At 68.9% G+C, this 15,697-nt stretch carries 13 protein-coding genes; 4 read left to right on the forward strand and 9 right to left on the reverse strand.

Annotated features, from left to right (window positions below; genetic code table 11):
* Nucleotides 1-245: 245 nt before the first annotated feature.
* Nucleotides 246-1,655, forward strand: coding sequence for an LLM class flavin-dependent oxidoreductase (locus JHD77_RS27325; protein ID WP_003107490.1), 1,410 nt, complete (start codon nt 246-248; stop codon nt 1,653-1,655).
* Between the two features lie 60 nt (nt 1,656-1,715).
* Here the strand turns inward: JHD77_RS27325 and JHD77_RS27330 are convergent, their stop codons facing one another.
* The 6 genes from JHD77_RS27330 to JHD77_RS27355 form a co-directional block, all read right to left on the reverse strand.
* Nucleotides 1,716-2,951, reverse strand: a complete 1,236-nt coding sequence (locus tag JHD77_RS27330; RefSeq protein ID WP_023115331.1) for an SfnB family sulfur acquisition oxidoreductase — start codon at nt 2,949-2,951, stop codon at nt 1,716-1,718.
* A gap of 30 nt (nt 2,952-2,981) precedes the next feature.
* Nucleotides 2,982-4,241, reverse strand: a complete 1,260-nt coding sequence (locus tag JHD77_RS27335) for an acyl-CoA dehydrogenase family protein (RefSeq protein ID WP_003117845.1) — start codon at nt 4,239-4,241, stop codon at nt 2,982-2,984.
* Between the two features lie 217 nt (nt 4,242-4,458).
* On the reverse strand, nt 4,459-6,084 hold the full coding sequence (locus JHD77_RS27340) for an NADP-dependent glyceraldehyde-3-phosphate dehydrogenase (RefSeq protein WP_003115067.1): 1,626 nt from the start codon (nt 6,082-6,084) through the stop codon (nt 4,459-4,461).
* 163 nt (nt 6,085-6,247) lie between these two features.
* Complete coding sequence (locus JHD77_RS27345) at nt 6,248-6,391, reverse strand: hypothetical protein (RefSeq protein ID WP_003089416.1); 144 nt, start codon at nt 6,389-6,391, stop codon at nt 6,248-6,250.
* A gap of 25 nt (nt 6,392-6,416) precedes the next feature.
* Complete coding sequence (locus JHD77_RS27350) at nt 6,417-7,769, reverse strand: GntP family permease (RefSeq protein ID WP_003107128.1); 1,353 nt, start codon at nt 7,767-7,769, stop codon at nt 6,417-6,419.
* A 96-nt stretch (nt 7,770-7,865) separates the two neighbouring features.
* A complete protein-coding gene (locus tag JHD77_RS27355; RefSeq protein WP_003107130.1) occupies nt 7,866-8,387 on the reverse strand; it encodes a gluconokinase, GntK/IdnK-type in 522 nt (173 codons plus the stop codon).
* 194 nt (nt 8,388-8,581) lie between these two features.
* Between JHD77_RS27355 and gntR the strand changes: the two genes are divergently transcribed.
* A complete protein-coding gene (gene gntR, locus JHD77_RS27360; RefSeq protein ID WP_003107131.1) occupies nt 8,582-9,613 on the forward strand; it encodes a LacI family DNA-binding transcriptional regulator GntR in 1,032 nt (343 codons plus the stop codon).
* 746 nt (nt 9,614-10,359) lie between these two features.
* On the opposite strand, the gene JHD77_RS27365 is transcribed toward gntR, so the two are convergent.
* From JHD77_RS27365 to JHD77_RS27375, 3 genes are all read right to left on the reverse strand, one after another.
* Nucleotides 10,360-10,725, reverse strand: coding sequence for a cupin domain-containing protein (locus tag JHD77_RS27365; RefSeq protein WP_003089408.1), 366 nt, complete (start codon nt 10,723-10,725; stop codon nt 10,360-10,362).
* A gap of 32 nt (nt 10,726-10,757) precedes the next feature.
* Nucleotides 10,758-12,056, reverse strand: coding sequence for an NAD(P)/FAD-dependent oxidoreductase (locus tag JHD77_RS27370; protein WP_031755316.1), 1,299 nt, complete (start codon nt 12,054-12,056; stop codon nt 10,758-10,760).
* Nucleotides 12,057-12,159: 103 nt separating this feature from the next.
* Nucleotides 12,160-13,053 (reverse strand): LysR family transcriptional regulator, encoded by an 894-nt coding sequence (locus JHD77_RS27375; protein ID WP_003144059.1) that lies wholly within the window; start codon nt 13,051-13,053, stop codon nt 12,160-12,162.
* Between the two features lie 114 nt (nt 13,054-13,167).
* On the opposite strand from JHD77_RS27375, the gene JHD77_RS27380 reads away from it, so the two are divergent.
* Nucleotides 13,168-14,343, forward strand: a complete 1,176-nt coding sequence (locus JHD77_RS27380) for a serine hydrolase domain-containing protein (protein WP_003122721.1) — start codon at nt 13,168-13,170, stop codon at nt 14,341-14,343.
* Nucleotides 14,343-15,596 carry an MFS transporter gene (locus JHD77_RS27385; RefSeq protein ID WP_034023089.1) on the forward strand — a complete coding sequence of 418 codons (1,254 nt, stop codon included), beginning with the start codon at nt 14,343-14,345 and terminating at the stop codon, nt 15,594-15,596. Before JHD77_RS27380 ends, JHD77_RS27385 begins: the two co-directional genes overlap by 1 nt.
* The last annotated feature ends 101 nt before the right edge of the window (nt 15,597-15,697 follow it).

Raw genomic sequence — 15,697 nt, forward strand, 5'->3', positions numbered from 1 at the left:
CCGCTCGCGGCTATCCGCCGGGTGGGGTACCGGTGCGTTGGCGGATAGCGCTGGGGCGCTATTCGCCCTACGGGGTTCGGGGCTCGGGTGGGGCGGGCGAATGTGTTGATCCACCAACACTTGCCCAGCAGTTGCGCCCGCACAGCGACAGGGGCTTGCCACCCAGGCCTTATCCGGCGCGGCCCCGCGGCCCGGCACGGGCTGTGCACGGGGTGCCGGATGCACAGGCAAGCCAAGGAGTCCCCATGCCGCGCGAAATCCGTCTCAACGCCTTCGAAATGAACTGTGTCGGCCACCAGTCGCCCGGCCTCTGGGCGCATCCGCGCGACCGCTCCTCGCAGTACAAGGACCTGGAGTACTGGACCGACCTGGCGCGGTTGCTCGAACGCGGCCGTTTCGACGGACTGTTCATCGCCGACGTGCTGGGCATCTACGATGTGCTCGACGGCAATGGCGACGCGGCGATCCGCCAGGCCGCCCAGGTACCGGTGAACGACCCGCTGGCGCTGATCACGCCGATGGCCGCGGTGACTCGCCACCTGGGCTTCGGCCTGACCGCCTCGCTGTCCTTCGAGCATCCCTATCCCTTCGCCCGCCGACTCTCGACCCTGGACCACCTGACCAAGGGCCGGATCGGCTGGAACGTAGTGACCTCCTACCTGGAAAGCGGCGCGCGCAACCTCGGCCAGCAGGCCCAGCTCGACCACGACCGCCGCTACGACTATGCCGACGAATACCTCCAGGTGCTCTACAAGCTCTTCGAAGGCAGTTGGGAGGACGGCGCGGTGCTCCGCGACCGTCGCCGAAGGATCTTCAGCGACCCGGGCAAGATTCACGAGATCCGCCATGTCGGCGAGCACTTCCAGGTACCCGGCATCCATCTCTGCGAACCGTCGCCGCAGCGCACGCCGGTGCTCTACCAGGCCGGCGCGTCGAGTCGTGGCAAGCGCTTCGCCGCCGAGCACGCCGAGTGCGTGTTCGTCGCCGCGCCATCGAAGACCGTGCTCAAGCAGGCGGTCGCCGACATCCGCCAGCGCGTCGCCGAGGCCGGCCGCGATCCGCGCAAGGTACTGGTGTTCAACCTGCAGACGGTGGTGCTGGGCGAAACCGACGCCAAGGCCAGGGCCAAGTTCGACGAATACCGCGCCTTCGTCAGCTACGAAGGGGCCCTGGCGCTGATCTCCGGCTGGACCGGGATCGACTTCGGCCAGTATCGGCCGGATCAGGTGCTGCGGCACATCCACACCAATGCGATCCAATCGGCGGTGGAAGCGTTTTCCAGCGCCGATCCGACGCGCACCTGGACGGTCCGCGAGCTGGCCGACTGGGTCGGTATCGGCGGCTTCGGCCCGCTGTTCGTCGGCAGCCCGGCGACCGTCGCCGACCTGTTGCAGGAGTGGGTGGAGGACACCGACGTGGATGGCTTCAACCTGGCCTATGCGCTGGCCCACGAAACCTTCAGCGACGTGGTCGAATTGCTGGTGCCGGAGTTGCAGAAGCGCGGGGTGTACAAGACCGAATATGCGCCGGGGACTCTGCGCGAGAAGTTGTTCGGCGACGGCCCGCGGCTGCCGGATTCCCATCCGGCGGCCGGCTATCGCGACCTGCGGGCGCTCTGGGAGAAGGAGGCCGGGCGCAACGCGCTGCCGGCCTGACCTGGGCGGACGGCGGGATGACGCCGGTGGCGATATCCGCCCCAGGGCCCGGGACGGCTCCTAGAGCCAGGCGTGCCGCGGTGGCTTCACCCCATTCAACTGGTAGTTGCCGATGGCATGGTATTTCCAGCGCACCGGGTCATGCAGGGTGTGGGTGCGGGCGTTGCGCCAGTGGCGGTCGAGATTGAGTTCCTCCAGGGTCGAGCGCGTGCCGGCCAGTTCGAACAGCCGGTTGGCGGCGAGCAGGGCGGCTTCGGTGGTGAGCACCTTGGCCTCGGCCACGGCGATCGAGGCGGCGGCCACGCTCTCCTCGTCGGGGGCGGCGAGCGCCGCTTCGATGGCGTCGCCCGCCAGGTCGAGCACGGCTTCCGCGGCGCGCACGCGGATGCGCAGGTCGCCGACCTGCTGGATGGTGTAGGGGTCTTCCCAGGCATGCTGCTGGTTGGCGTCTATCCATGGCCGCGCGTGGCGGCGCACCTGCTGCACGGTCTCGGCGAGGATGCCACGGGCGATGCCGGCGTCGATGGCGGCCTGGATGAACTGCGATACGGCGCCGGCGGCGGTGGGGCGGTCGAAGGCGCGGTGCACCGGGATGACGTGCTCGGCCGGCACCCGCACGTTGTCCAGGATGACGGTGCCGCTGGCGGTGGTGCGCTGGCCGAAGCCGGACCAGTCGTCGATCACCGTCAGCCCCGGCGCGTCGCGCGGGATGAACGCCAGGTGCGCGCGCTGCTCGGCGTCGAGGCCGACGGCCGGTACCCAGTGGGCGAGCAGGGCGCCGCTCGAATAGAACTTGCGGCCGTCGATGCGGAACCCGTCGCCATCCGCCAGGACTCGTGTCTGGAATTCGGCGACGGTACGGCTGTGGCGTTCGGAGAAGGCGTTGCCGAAGCGCACGCCGTCTAGCACCAGGCCGTAGAAGAAGCGTTTCTGCTCCTCGCTGCCGTCCAGGCGCAAATGGTCGAGCACCGCCAGGTGGTTCTGCGGCAACTGCGCCAGGGACGGGTCTACCGCGGCGATGGTCTTCAGTACTTCGGCCAGGGTCCGGTAGCCGACCTCGGCGCCGCCGTAGGCGCGCGGTACGCTGATGCCCCATAGGCCGCTCTGCGAGAAGGCTTCCAGTTCGGCCACCGGCAGCCGGCGCTGGCGGTCGCGCAGCGAGGCTTCCTCGGCGAACAGCCCGGCCAGTTCGCGGGCGACGCGGATCGCCTCGGCGTCGTCGGCGATGCGCCGGGCCGGGGTCCGTGGCAGCGGTTGCCGATAGGGATCGGCGGCGTTCTTTTCCAGTGCGCTCATGGCAACTCCTTGCGATGGGATGGGCGAGGTTCAGCGGGACGCCGTGGCCGGACCGCTGCCGATCTGCCAGACGTAGGGCGGCTCGCTGCCGTTGATCTCCCAGTCGCCGACGATCCGTTGCTTGTAGATCAGGGGATTGTGCGAGGCGGCGGTGCGCGCATTGCGCCAGTGGCGGTCGAGCTGCTTGCCGCGGCCGACGGCGGAAGCGCCGCTGGCGTCGAACAGCTCGCTGGTGGCCTGCAACACCAGTTCGGCGACGATCGCCTGGGCCTTGGCCGATTCGATCTCGGCGGCGATATTGGCCTCCTTCTCCGCCTGCGGGTCGCCTACGAAGCGCGCCAGGTAGGCGCGCTGGGCCGCTTCGGCGGCGCGCAGGGTGGCCGCCTCGGCGGCGTAGACGCGCGCGGCGATGCGCCCGACCACCTGCTGCACCTGGGGATCCTGGCTGACTCGCGGGGCATTGCCGTGGCTGTAGATACGGGTCCGCCCGCGCACCTCGGCGGCGACGTCGCGCAAGGCGGCGCGGCCGGTGCCGGCCAGCACCGCGAGCAGGACCAACTGGTAGAACGCGGTCTGGTACTTGAAGCGGCTGGCGAAGTCGATGAGGTTCTCTTCCTCCACCTCGGCGTCCTCGAACAGCGACGTGCCGCTGCCGGTGGTGCGCTGGCCGAAGCCGTCCCAGTCGTCGCTCTGGCGCACGCCGGGCTGGTCGGTGCGGATCGCCGCGATCACGTCGGCGCCGGTGTCGTCGCGCTGGGCATACAGATCGATCCAGTCGGAGAAGAGGCTGCCGGTGCTGTAGTACTTGCTGCCGTTCACCACCCAGCGACCGTCGTCCTTGCGCGAGACGCGGGTGAGCACTTCGCCCAGCCGTACCGAACCGACCTCGGTCCAGGCGCAGCCGACCAGGTCGCCCTCGACGAAGCGCCGCAGCCAACGGTCGCGGCCAGGGCCGGGCTCGGCATTGAGACGGTCCTCGACGAAGGCGAAGTGGCCGCGCAGGGCCTGGGTGATGTTGGAGTCGGCCTCGGCCAGTTCGATCAGCAACTGAACCAACTGCGGCAGCGAGGCGCCGGCGCCGCCGTGCTCGCGCGGCACGCGCACGGCGCCGAAGCCGGCCTGCTTGAGCCAGGCGATCGCCTCGTGGGGCAGTTCGCGTTGCCGTTCGCGCTCGACGGCGCCTTCGGCGATGCGCGCGAAGATCGGTCGGAAACGCTGGGCGAGCAGTTCGTAGTCGGCGCCTTCGGAGAGACTGGCGGCGGTGGCTTCGGGATGGACGCGGGCGTTCATGCGGACTCCTGGTAGGCAGCGGGGCCGTCCGGTCGACGGCTACCCTGGAGTCCGGGCCGTTGCACAGCCTGTGCCGACCCGCGCAGGCCACTGGTTGCGCGGGTTCGCGCGAGCAGGAGGTGTTGCCGGGGCGGCAGCCTGTTGCGCGGCTGCTGCCTGGCGGACAGTGGGGGAGGTGGCGGCAGGTCCCTCTCCCGGCGGGAGAGGGACAGGCGCTTCAGAAGATGTAGTCGGTGGTGAGGAAGTTCGACGCGCGGTTGCGGATGATCTCGCTGACCAGGGTCTTGTTCGCCTCGGTGTCGCGGGTCGCCACCAGGGTGCGGATGGAGAACACCCGCAGCGCGTCATGGACCGACAGGGTGCCTTCCGCCGAATTCTTCCGGCCGTTGAACGGGTAGCTGTCCGGGCCGCGCTGGCACTGGGCGTTGACGTTGATCCTGCCGACCTGGTTGGCGAAGGCGTCGACCAGCCGGCCGATCTGCGCCGGGTCGTTGCCGAACAGGCTCAACTGCTGGCCGTAGTCGGAGCGCAGGACGTAGTCGATCACCTCGTCCAGCTCGCGATAGGGCACCACCGGCACCAGCGGACCGAACTGCTCCTCGTGGTAGAGGCGCATGTCCGGGCTCACCGGACTCAGCAGAGCGGGGTAGAAGAAACTTTGCCGATGCTCGCCGCCGCCCGCATTGACCACTCGTGCGCCCTTGGCCAGGGCGTCGTTCAGCAGGCCTTCGAGATAGTCGACCTTGCCCGGCTCCGGCAGCGGCGTCAGCGCCACTCCCGGTTCCCACGGCATGCCCGGCTTGAGGCTGGCCAGGCGCGCGCTGAACTTGTCGAGGAACGGTCGCAGCACGCTTTCGTGGACGAACAGGATCTTCAGCGCGGTGCAGCGCTGGCCGTTGAAGGACAGCGCGCCGGTGACCGCCTCGTTCACCGCGTTGTCCAGGTCGACCTGCGGCAGGACGATACCCGGGTTCTTCGCGTCCAGGCCGAGGGCGGCGCGCAGGCGGTGCGGGCGGGGGTGCAGCTTCTTCAGGTCGCTGGCGCCGGAATGGGTGCCGATGAAGGCGAACACGTCGACCTTGCCGCTGGCCATCAGCGCCGACACGGTTTCCCGGCCGCGCCCGTAGATGACGTTGATCACTCCTGGCGGGAAGCTGTCGCGGAAGGCTTCCAGCAACGGGCGGATCAGCAGCACGCCGAACTTGGCCGGCTTGAACACCACCGTATTGCCCATGATCAGCGCCGGGATCAGGGTGGTGAAGGTTTCGTTCAGCGGATAGTTGTACGGCCCCATGCACAGCGCCACGCCCAGTGGAACCCGGCGGATCTGGCCGAGGGTGCCCTGTTCCAGTTCGAAACGGCTGGAGTGGCGGTCGAGTTCCTTCAGCGCTTCGATGGTATCGACGATGTAGTCGCAGGTGCGGTCGAACTCTTTCTCGGAGTCCTTGAGGTTCTTGCCGATTTCCCACATCAGCAGCTTGACCACCGCCTCGCGTTGCTCGCGCATCCGCGCCAGGAAGCGTTCGACGTGCTGGATGCGCTCGGCCACCCGCAGGTTCGGCCACAGGCCCTGGCCGTGGTCGTAGGCCCGCACCGCGGCGTCGAGCGCGGCGAGCGCGGCGTCGGCGTCGAGCAGCGGGGTGCTGCCGAGGATCACCTGGCGCTCGCCGTCGGCCTCGGCGAGGAATACCGGGCTGCGTACCGGCGCCAGCGGGCCGTCCCAATGTCGCAGTTGGCCGTCGACCAGGTAGTCGCGCTGCTCGATGGGGGCGTCGGGGCGGTACTGCTCGGGAATGGCGTCGAGGCTGGGAAACAGCGAATCGAGGTGGAGCGGGGCGGTCATGGCGGGTCCTCGAATGACGTGGATGAAAGGCGTGGGACTGTTGTAGCGCGGTCCGGATCGAAGGTAAATCGTTTCAGCAGGAAAACCGTCGCGCCCTTGCCGGAAATCAGCCTTTGCTCCCGCTTCGTGGGGGGCGGGAGCAAAGGCATGGCGCCGGCTGGCTTCAGGCGTCGGCGGTAGGCTCTTCGCGGGGCCGCGCCGGCGGTGGCTCAAGCAGTTCCTGCTGCTCGGCATAGCGCTGGCGGATATCGAAGTCGCGCGGCCAGCGCGAGGCTTCGTGGTCGGGGCGTTGCATTGGTTCGGTCATGGCTGAACTCCGGTCGGGCTGGTGCTCAGAGCACCAGCGACAGCAACAGGATGAAGACCAGGCCGACCACGGAGAGGATGGTCTCCATCGCGGTCCAGGTCTTGAAGGTCTCGCTGACGCTCATGTTGAAGTACTGCTTGACCAGCCAGAACCCGGCGTCGTTGACATGGGAGAGGATCAGCGAGCCGGCGCCGGTGGCGAGCACCAGCAACTCGCGGTTGACGCCGGGAATCAGGTCGATCACCGGCACCACGATGCCGGCCCCGGTGATGGTGGCGACGGTGGCCGAGCCGGTGGCGATGCGGATCACCGCGGCCACCAGCCAGGCCAGCAGGATCGGCGAGATCTGCGCGTTCACCGCGAGATGGCCGATGACGTCGCCGACCCCGCTGGCCACCAGCATCTGCTTGAAGCCGCCGCCGGCGCCGATGATCATCACGATGGCGGCGGTCGGTGCCAGGCTCTGGTCGAGCAGCCTGAGGATCTTCTTCGAGTCGAAGCCACGGGCGTAGCCGAAGGTATAGAGCGCCACCAGCAGGGCCAGGAGCAGGGCGCTGATCGGATGGCCGATCATGTCCATCCAGGCGCGGAACGCGTGGCCATCGGGGAAGGCGACGTCGGCGAAGGTCTTCAGCAGCATCAGGAACACCGGCAGCAGCACGGTCGCCAGGGTCACGCCGAAGCTGGGCAGGTCCTGGGTCTCGGGCTCGTGGGCGATCTGCTCGACCAGTTCCGCCGATGGCGTGCCGGGTATGTAGCGCGAGACCAGCGCGCCGAACAGCGGGCCGGCGATGGCGGCGGTGGGCAGGGCGACGATCAGGCCGTAGAGGATGGTCTTGCCGATGTCGGCGCCGAACACGCCGATCGCCAGCAGCGGGCCGGGATGCGGCGGCACCAGACCGTGCACCGCGGAAAGGCCGGCGAGCAACGGGATGCCGATCTTGATCAGGGACACGCCGCTGCGCCGGGCGACGATGAACACCAGCGGGATCAGCAGGATGAAGCCGATCTCGAAGAACAGCGGGATGCCCACCAGGAACGCGGCGAGCATCATCGACCAGTGCACCCGCTCCTTGCCGAAGGCGCGGATCAGGGTGCGGGCGATCTGGTCGGCGCCGCCGGAATCGGCCATCAGCTTGCCGAGCATGGTGCCCAGGGCGAGGATCACGCCGACGAAGCCGAGCACGCCGCCGAAGCCGTCCTGGAAGGATTTGACGATCTTCTCCACCGGCATCCCCGAGGTCAGGCCGAGGAAGCCGGCGGCGATGATCAGGGCGATGAAGGGATGCACCTTGAAGCGGGTGATCAGCACGATCAGGCCGATGATGGTCACCAGGGCGTCGAGGAGCAGGTAGGCATCGTGTGACATGCCGAACATGGAGGGCTCTCCTTTTGTCGTTGTTCTACCGGAGTTGCTGTTTCATTGAAGCGCTTTTTCGGGGTAGCGCTATCTTTGTCGGACAAGCGAAAGACTTCAGGCGGCGGCGTGCTCCAGCCACCAGGCGTGGGCGGCCTGCGCCAGGCATTCCACCGGCAGGGTGGCGTCCAGGCGCAGGGTCAGGGGTTCGTCGAGCGGCGGCTCGAGGGCGGCGAACTGGCTGTCGATCAGGGTCGCCGGCATGAAGTGGCCGGGGCGCTGGGCGACGCGCTCGGCGGCGACCGCCGGGGTCAGTTCCAGGTAGACGATGCCGAGGCCGGGCACCGCGCGGCGCAACCGGTCGCGGTAGGCGCGCTTGAGGGCGGAACAGGTCAGTACCGGCAGCTTGCCGGCGGCCACCGCCTGGCGCAGCTGCTCGGCGAGGGTGTCCAGCCAGCCGGCGCGGTCGTCGTCGGTGAGGGGGATGCCGGCGCTCATCTTGCGGATGTTGGCGGCGGGATGGAAGCTGTCGCCTTCGATGCCGTGGGCGCCGCTGCGCTGGCAGAGGGCCTGGCTGACGCTGGACTTGCCGCAACCGGCGACACCCATGATGACCAGGGCTTGGAGGGGTGGATGCATGGAACACCTCAAGCGTGAGACAGCGCTGTCTTTGCGACCTGGAAAAAATCGCGCGAGCCTGGCTCCGCCTTCTTGTCGTTGTGGTCTGTCGAATCCCGCGCGGGCAGTGGCGGACAGGCCGCCTCAGGCGATTGCCCAGGTCGCGAGACAGCGCTACCTTAGTGCCTGGAATTTTGTTTGGCAAGCAGGCCACGATGAGCATCACCAAGAACGACAAGAACACGCGAACCACCGGACGTCCCACCCTCAACGAAGTCGCGCGCCGTGCCGGGGTCAGCCCGATCACCGCGTCGCGCGCGTTGCGCGGCGTCGCCAGCGTCGCCGAAGAACTGGCGCAGAAGGTCCGCGACGCCGCCCGCGAACTCGGCTACGTGGCCAACCCCGCGGCGCGCGCGCTGGCCTCGGCGCAAAGCCACAGCGTGGCGGTGCTGGTGCCGTCGCTGGCCAACCTGCTGTTCATCGAGACCCTCGAGGCGATCCACGCGGTACTGCGGCCGCAGGGCCTGGAAGTGCTGATCGGCAACTTCCACTACTCGCGCAACGAGGAAGAGGACCTGATCCGCAACTACCTGGCCTACCAGCCACGCGGCCTGCTGCTGACCGGCTTCGAGCGCACCGAGAGCGCCCGGCGGATGATCGAGGCCAGCGGCATTCCCTGCGTGTACATGATGGACCTGGACTCCGGCTCCGGGCTCAATTGCGTCGGCTTCTCCCAGTTGCGCGCCGGCGAGGCCGCCGCCGAGCACCTGCTGGCACGCGGCCGCAGGCGCCTGGCCTACATCGGCGCCCAGCTCGACCAGCGCACCCTGCTGCGCGGCGAGGGGTTCCGCCGCGCCTTGCAAAAGGCCGGCTGCTACGACCCGGGGCTGGAAATCCTTACGCCGCGGCCGTCCTCGGTGGCCCTCGGCGGCGAACTCTTCGTGCAGTTGCTGGCCAGCCAGCCGCAGGTCGACGGGGTGTTCTTCTGCAACGACGACCTGGCCCAGGGCGCGCTGCTGGAGGCCCTGCGCCGTGGGGTCAAGGTGCCGGAACAGATCGCCGTGCTCGGTTTCAACGACCTGCCGGGTTCGGACTGCACGGTCCCGCGCCTGAGCAGCATCCGCACCCCGCGCGAAGCCATCGGCCGGCGCGCGGCGGAGCAGTTGCTGGCGCTGATCGCTGGCAAGGAGGTGCGCGATAGCGCGCTGGACATGGGGTTCGAGCTGATGGCGCGGGAGAGCACCTGAGCCCGCGGCCCGACGGTGCGGCCGTTCAGGGACATGTCGAGGGCTGGGCAGCGCCGCCGGGCGTAACGGCTTGCCGGGTAGGGCGAATAGCGCCGCAGGCGCTATCCGCCGTTACGCCGGGTTTCACGGCGGATAACCGCGAGCGGTTATTCGCCCTACGGGGGCGTGTCGAGGGCTGGGCAGCGCCGCCGGGCGTAACGGCTTGCCGGGTAGGGCGAATAGCGCCGCAAGCGCTATCCGCCGTTACGCCGGGTTTCACGGCGGATAACCGCGAGCGGTTATTCGCCCTACGGGGCGTGTCGAGGGCTGGGCAGCGTCGCCGGGCGTAACGGCTTGCCGGTAGGGCGAATAGCGCCGCAGGCGCTATCCGCCGTTACGCCGGGTTTCACGGCGGATAACCGCGAGCGGTTATTCGCCCTACGGGGACATGTCGAGGGCTGGGCAGCGCCTCCGGGCGGAACGGCTCGCCGGGTAGGGCGAATAGCGCCGCGGGCGCTATCCGCCGTTACGCCGGATTTCACGGCGGATAACCGCGAGCGGTTATTCGCCCTACGGGGGCGTGTCGAGGGCTGGGTTGCGCCTCCGGGCGTAACGGCTTGCCGGGTAGGGCGAATAGCGCCGCAGGCGCTATCCGCCGTTACGCCGGGTTTCACGGCGGATAACCGCGAGCGGTTATTCGCCCTACGGGGGCGTGTCGAGGGCTGGCAGCGCCTCCGGGCGTAATGGCTCGCCGTTACGCCGGTGTCTCAAGCCACCGCGTAGTAATGCTTGACGAAGCCGCCGTCGGCAACCTCCCAGAGCACCGGGGTGCCCTTGCTGACGAACCAGCTGTCGCCGGCCTTGTAGAGCGTGCTCTGGCCGGTGGACTCGTCGGTGAGGCGGACCTCGCCGCTGACCACCGTGGCCTGTTCGCTGAACGGATAGGTCATGCGGAACTTGCCGGCGGTGGTGCCGAAGTAGGCGGCGCTGACCGGGTCGGTGGGGGCTCCTGCGGTCATCTTGCCGAAGGCTTTCACCTCGCCTTCGAGGATCTCCGAGCCGAGGTCGGCGACGCTGCCCCAGGCGTCCAGTTCGTCGAGGGTGATGCCGTGGCGGATAACGGTAATGGCCATGGGAATGCTCCTTGTAGAGTGATCGGTAGGTTTCAGCGCCGGCCGCTCCAGTAGCCGGAGAGCTGGTGCCAGGTCTTGCCCGCGCTGAGCAGCAGCGGGCGGAAGTGGTCCTTGCCGTGGATCGGGATGCGGCGCACCGAGCTGAGCAGGTCGTAGCGCGCCGAGCCTTCGCTCATGCCTTCGGCGAGGACCTTGCAGACGATGTGGCTGGGGGTCACGCCGAACCCGGAATAACCCTGGACGAAGAACGCGTTGGGCCGCCCCGAGAGGCTGCCGATCTGCGGGAACAGGTTGGCGCTGCAAGCCATCGGCCCACCCCAGGCGAGGTCGATGCGGATGTGCTCCAGGTAGGGGAAGATCTTCAGCATCAGCTTGCGGTTCCAGGCCTTGAGGTCGCCGGGGATGCGTTCGACGAAGGGCGTGGCGGCGCCGAACAGCAGGCGGTTCTCGTTGGTCACCCGGTAGTAGTCGATGACCGGGCGGATGTCGCTGTAGGCGCCGCGGATCGGGCTGATCCGCTGGATCAGTTCGTCCGGCAGCGGCTCGGTCATCATCTGGAACGCGTAGGTATTGATGGTGGTGCGGTGCAGCTCGGGTTCGAGCCGGTTGAGGAAGCTGTCGCAGGCCCAGAGCAGCTTGTTCGCGGTGACCGAGCCCTTGGCCGTGCGCACGCGGATGCGCTCGCCGTATTGCACCTCCAGCGCCGGGCTGTATTCGAATATCCGTGCGCCGAGGCCGGCCAGCGCCTTGGCTTCGCCGAGCAGCAGGTTGAGCGAGTGCACATGGCCGCCGCCCATGTGCAGCAGGGCGCTGCCGTAGGCGTCCGAGCCGATGATCTGGCGCACCTCGGCACCGTGCAGGTAACGGATCTCATGGGGCGAGCCGAGCGACCGGAATTCCTTTTCCCAGGCCTGCAGGGTCTTCGCCTGGCGTGCGTTGAAGCCCATGTAGCCGTAGCCATGGCAGAAGTCGGCGTCGATGGCGTACTTCTCGATACGGCCCTTGATGATGTCGGCGCCGAGGTCGCTGATCTCGAAGATCGCCCGCAGGCCGTCCTCGCCGACGTCCTTGCGGATCTTCTCCAGGTCGTGGCCGATGCCGGCCATGATCTGCCCGCCGTTGCGCCCGGTACCGCCGAAGCCGAGGTGGCGGGCCTCCAGCACGACGATGTCGGTGATGCCGTGCTCGGCCAGCTCAAGCGCGGTGTTGATCCCGGAGAAGCCGCCGCCGATCACCACCACGTCGGCGTCCAGGTCGGTTTCCAGGGAGGGGAAGGACAATTCGTACTTCTTGGTCGCCGTGTAGTAGGTCGGCGTCTCGATGTTGATCATGGATGCGGCCTGGCAAGGGGTGGATGTACCTATTAGACGCTCCGTGGCCGCCGCGGTCTTGTTCCTGTCTGCCGCCGGCTTGACCGGCCCTGCCAGGCGCGCTTCAGCCCAGCGTGGCGATCACCCGTGGCGCGACGAAGTCGATGAAGGCGCGCAGCTTGGGCGAGACCTGGCGGCCGGACGGCCAGAGCAGGAAGAATCGCGCGCGGCGCTCGCAGAAGGCGTCGAGGACGCTGACCAGGCGTCCTTCGCGCAGCGCCTCGCGGATCGAGAAGTCCGGCAGGCAGGCGATGCCCTGGTCGCGCAGGGCGAAGCAGACGCGGGTCTCGATGTTGTTGCAGACCATCGACACCGGAATCTGCGGCGGGGCTTCGCCGTCCGCGCGGCGCAGCGGCCATTCCTCGAGGCGGCCGGTATTGGGGAAGCGGTAGTGCAGGCAGGTGTGCCGCAGCAGGTCTTCCGGGCAGCGCGGCGTGCCGTGGCGGGCGAAGTAGGCCGGCGAGCCGACCAGCTTCAGCTGGAACTCACCCAGTTCGCGCATGGACAGCCGCGAATCCACCGGCTGGCCGGTGCGCAGGACCACGTCGAAGCCTTCGTCGACGACATCCACCACGCGATCGCTGAAGTCGAGGTCTAGCTCGATGTCCGGATAGGCCTGCATGAAATCGGCGAGCGTCGGCAGGACCAGCCCGCTGACCAGCGGCAGGCTGACCCGCAGGCGCCCGCGCGGGGTCTCGCGGCTTTGCGACAGCTCCAGCTCGGTGGCTTCGATCTCGGCCAGGATGCGCCGGCTGCGCTCGAGGAACAGGCTGCCTTCGGCGGTCAGGGTGATGCTGCGGGTGCTGCGGTGGAACAGGCGCACGCCGAGTTTCTCTTCCAGGCGGGCGACCCGCTTGCCCACCGCCGAGGCGCTGACGCCGAGGGTCCGGGCGGCGCCGACGATGCTGCGGGTCTCGGCGACGCGGACGAAGACGGTGAAACCGCTGAGGCTGTCCATGCAAGGCTCCGATTACGGACATGATGGTCCGGATAGAACGGAACTCTATCCGTCTTTTTCCGCTTTTGCAGCGCTCTTAGCCTGTCCGCATCCTTCATCTGCGGAGAGTCCCGCATGTCCAGTTTCGAACGAGAGCCAGGCTGCGGCCTGGCGGAAAATGTCGATCAGGTGATCGAGGCGGCATTCGCCGACCAGCGCCTGGTGGGGGCGGTGGTGCTGGTGGCACACCGGGGGCAGTGGCTCTATAGACGGGCTGCCGGCCTGGCCGACCGCGAAGCCGGCCGGATAATGGGCGAGGACAGCCTGTTCCGCCTGGCCTCGGTGAGCAAGCCGATCGTCAGCGTCGCGGCCCTGAGCCTGGTGGACGAGGGCCGGCTGGCCCTCGATGAGCCGATCGCCGACTGGTTGCCGGCGTTCCGTCCGCGCCTGGCCGACGGCCGCGAGGCGCGCATCACGCCGCGGCAGTTGCTGAGCCACAGCGCCGGCCTCGGCTATCGCTTCCTCGAAGCCGACGCAGACGGCCCCTATGCCCGCGCCGGGATTTCCGACGGCATGGACCTGCCGGGTTTCGACCTGGCCGAGAATCTCCGTCGCCTGGCCTCCGTGCCCTTGCTCTACGAACCCGGCCGCGCCTGGGGCTATTCGCTGGCCACCGACGTGCTCGGCGCGCTGGTGGAGCGGGTCGACGGGCGGCCGCTGGCGGAAGCGCTGCGGCAGCGGGTCGGGATTCCAGCCGGCATGCGCGACAGCGGCTTCCTCTGCGCCGACGCGTGCCGACTGGCGGCGGTCTACGTCAGCGACCGGCCACGCCCGCGCCGAATGGCCGGGCGGGAGACCGTGGCGCCGTTCGAGGACAGCGTCGGCATTCGCTTCGAGCCGAGTCGGGCCTTCGAACCGTCTGCCTATGCGTCCGGCGGGGCGGGGATGATCGGCAGCGCCGGCGACGTGCTGCGCCTTTTGGAAATCCTTCGCCAGGGCGGCGCGCCGTTGCTGACGCCTGGCCTGGTGGAGGAGATGGGCCGCGACCAGGTACCCGGCCTGGAACTGCCGGCCAATCCCGGTTTCGGCTTCGGCCTGGGTTTCTCCGTGCTGCGCGACCCGGCTATCGCGCAATCGCCGGAGGCTCCCGGCACCTGGCGCTGGGGTGGCGCCTACGGGCATTCCTGGTTCGTCGACCGGGCCCGCGAACTGTCGGTGGTGGCGCTTACCAACACCCTGTTCGAGGGCATGTCGGGACGCTTCGTCAACGACCTGCGCGACGCCGTCTACCGTTCCGCGGAGCTGCGCTGATGGGACGCCGCGAAGCATTTCCGGAGAACGCCGGGGCCGCTGCGTCGGCCGTGGCGCCGCGGCTGCCGCTGAGTGCGCTGCTGGCGATGGCGATGTCCGGCTTCGTCGCCATTCTCAGCGAAACCCTGCCGGCCGGCCTGCTGCCGCAAATCGGCGCGGGGCTGGCGGTCAGCGAGGCGCTGGCCGGGCAACTGCTCAGCGTCTACGCCTTGGGTTCGCTACTGGCCGCGCTGCCGGCGGCGAGCCTGACCCAGGGCTGGCGGCGGCGCCGGGTGCTGCTGCTGGCGCTGCTGATCTTCTTCGTCTGCAACAGCCTAACCGCCGTTTCCTCGGATTACCGCCTGACCCTGCTGGCGCGCTTCGGCAGCGGCGTCGCCGCCGGCCTCGCCTGGGGCCTGCTGGCCGGCTACGCGCGGCGCCTGGTGCCGCCGGAGCAGCAGGGGCGGGCGCTGGCGGTGGCCATGCTCGGTGCGCCGCTGGCGCTGTCGCTCGGCGTTCCGCTGGGCACCTGGCTGGGCGGCCTGCTCGGCTGGCGCTGGGCCTTCGGCCTGTTGTCGCTGACCGCGCTGCTGCTGGTCGGCTGGGTGCTGCGCAGCGTGCCGGACTTCCCTGGCCAGCCGGCCGGGCGGCGCCTGCGCCTGCTCGGGGTGCTGCGCACGCCGGGCGTGCGTCCGGTATTGCTGGTGATCGTCGCCTGGGTGCTGGCGCACAACATCCTCTACACCTATATCGCGCCGTTCCTCGCCAAGGTCGGCCTGGGCGCCTCGGTGGACCTGGCCCTGCTGGTATTCGGCAGCGCCGCGGTGGCGGGAATCTGGCTGGTCGGCGTGCTGGTCGACCGGCACCTGCGGCGGATGGTCCTGGCCAGCCTGGCGCTGTTCGCCGTGGCGGCGCTGGCGCTGTGCCTGGGCGCTCGCTGGAGCTGGCTGGCGTTCGCCGGCCTGGCCCTCTGGGGGCTGACGTTCGGTGGCGCGGCGACGCTGCTGCAGACCGCCTCGGCGGACGCCGCCGGGGAGGGCGCCGACCTGGCCCAATCGATGATCGTGGTGGCCTGGAACCTGGCCATCGCCGGCGGCGGAGCGTTGGGTGGCATGGTGTTGCAGCGCTGGGGCAGCGAGATGCTGCCCTGGACCCTGCTACCGCTGATCGGCTTGGCCGCCGTGCTGGTCTGGGGCAATGCCGCGCACGCTTTCCGCGTCGGCCCGCGCGACTTCCGCAGGGCATCGTCCGAGCACCGGAAAGCGGCGCAATAGACGGGGCTGCGCCCGGCAAGGGGAAAAAGGCTGCGGGTCTTAGAATGTTTATTCACCTGGGTTATTTGGATAGGTCCATTTCGAATATCCATCGCGTCGAA

The organism is Pseudomonas sp. P20 (genome assembly GCF_016463925.1).
Lineage (GTDB): Bacteria > Pseudomonadota > Gammaproteobacteria > Pseudomonadales > Pseudomonadaceae > Pseudomonas > Pseudomonas aeruginosa.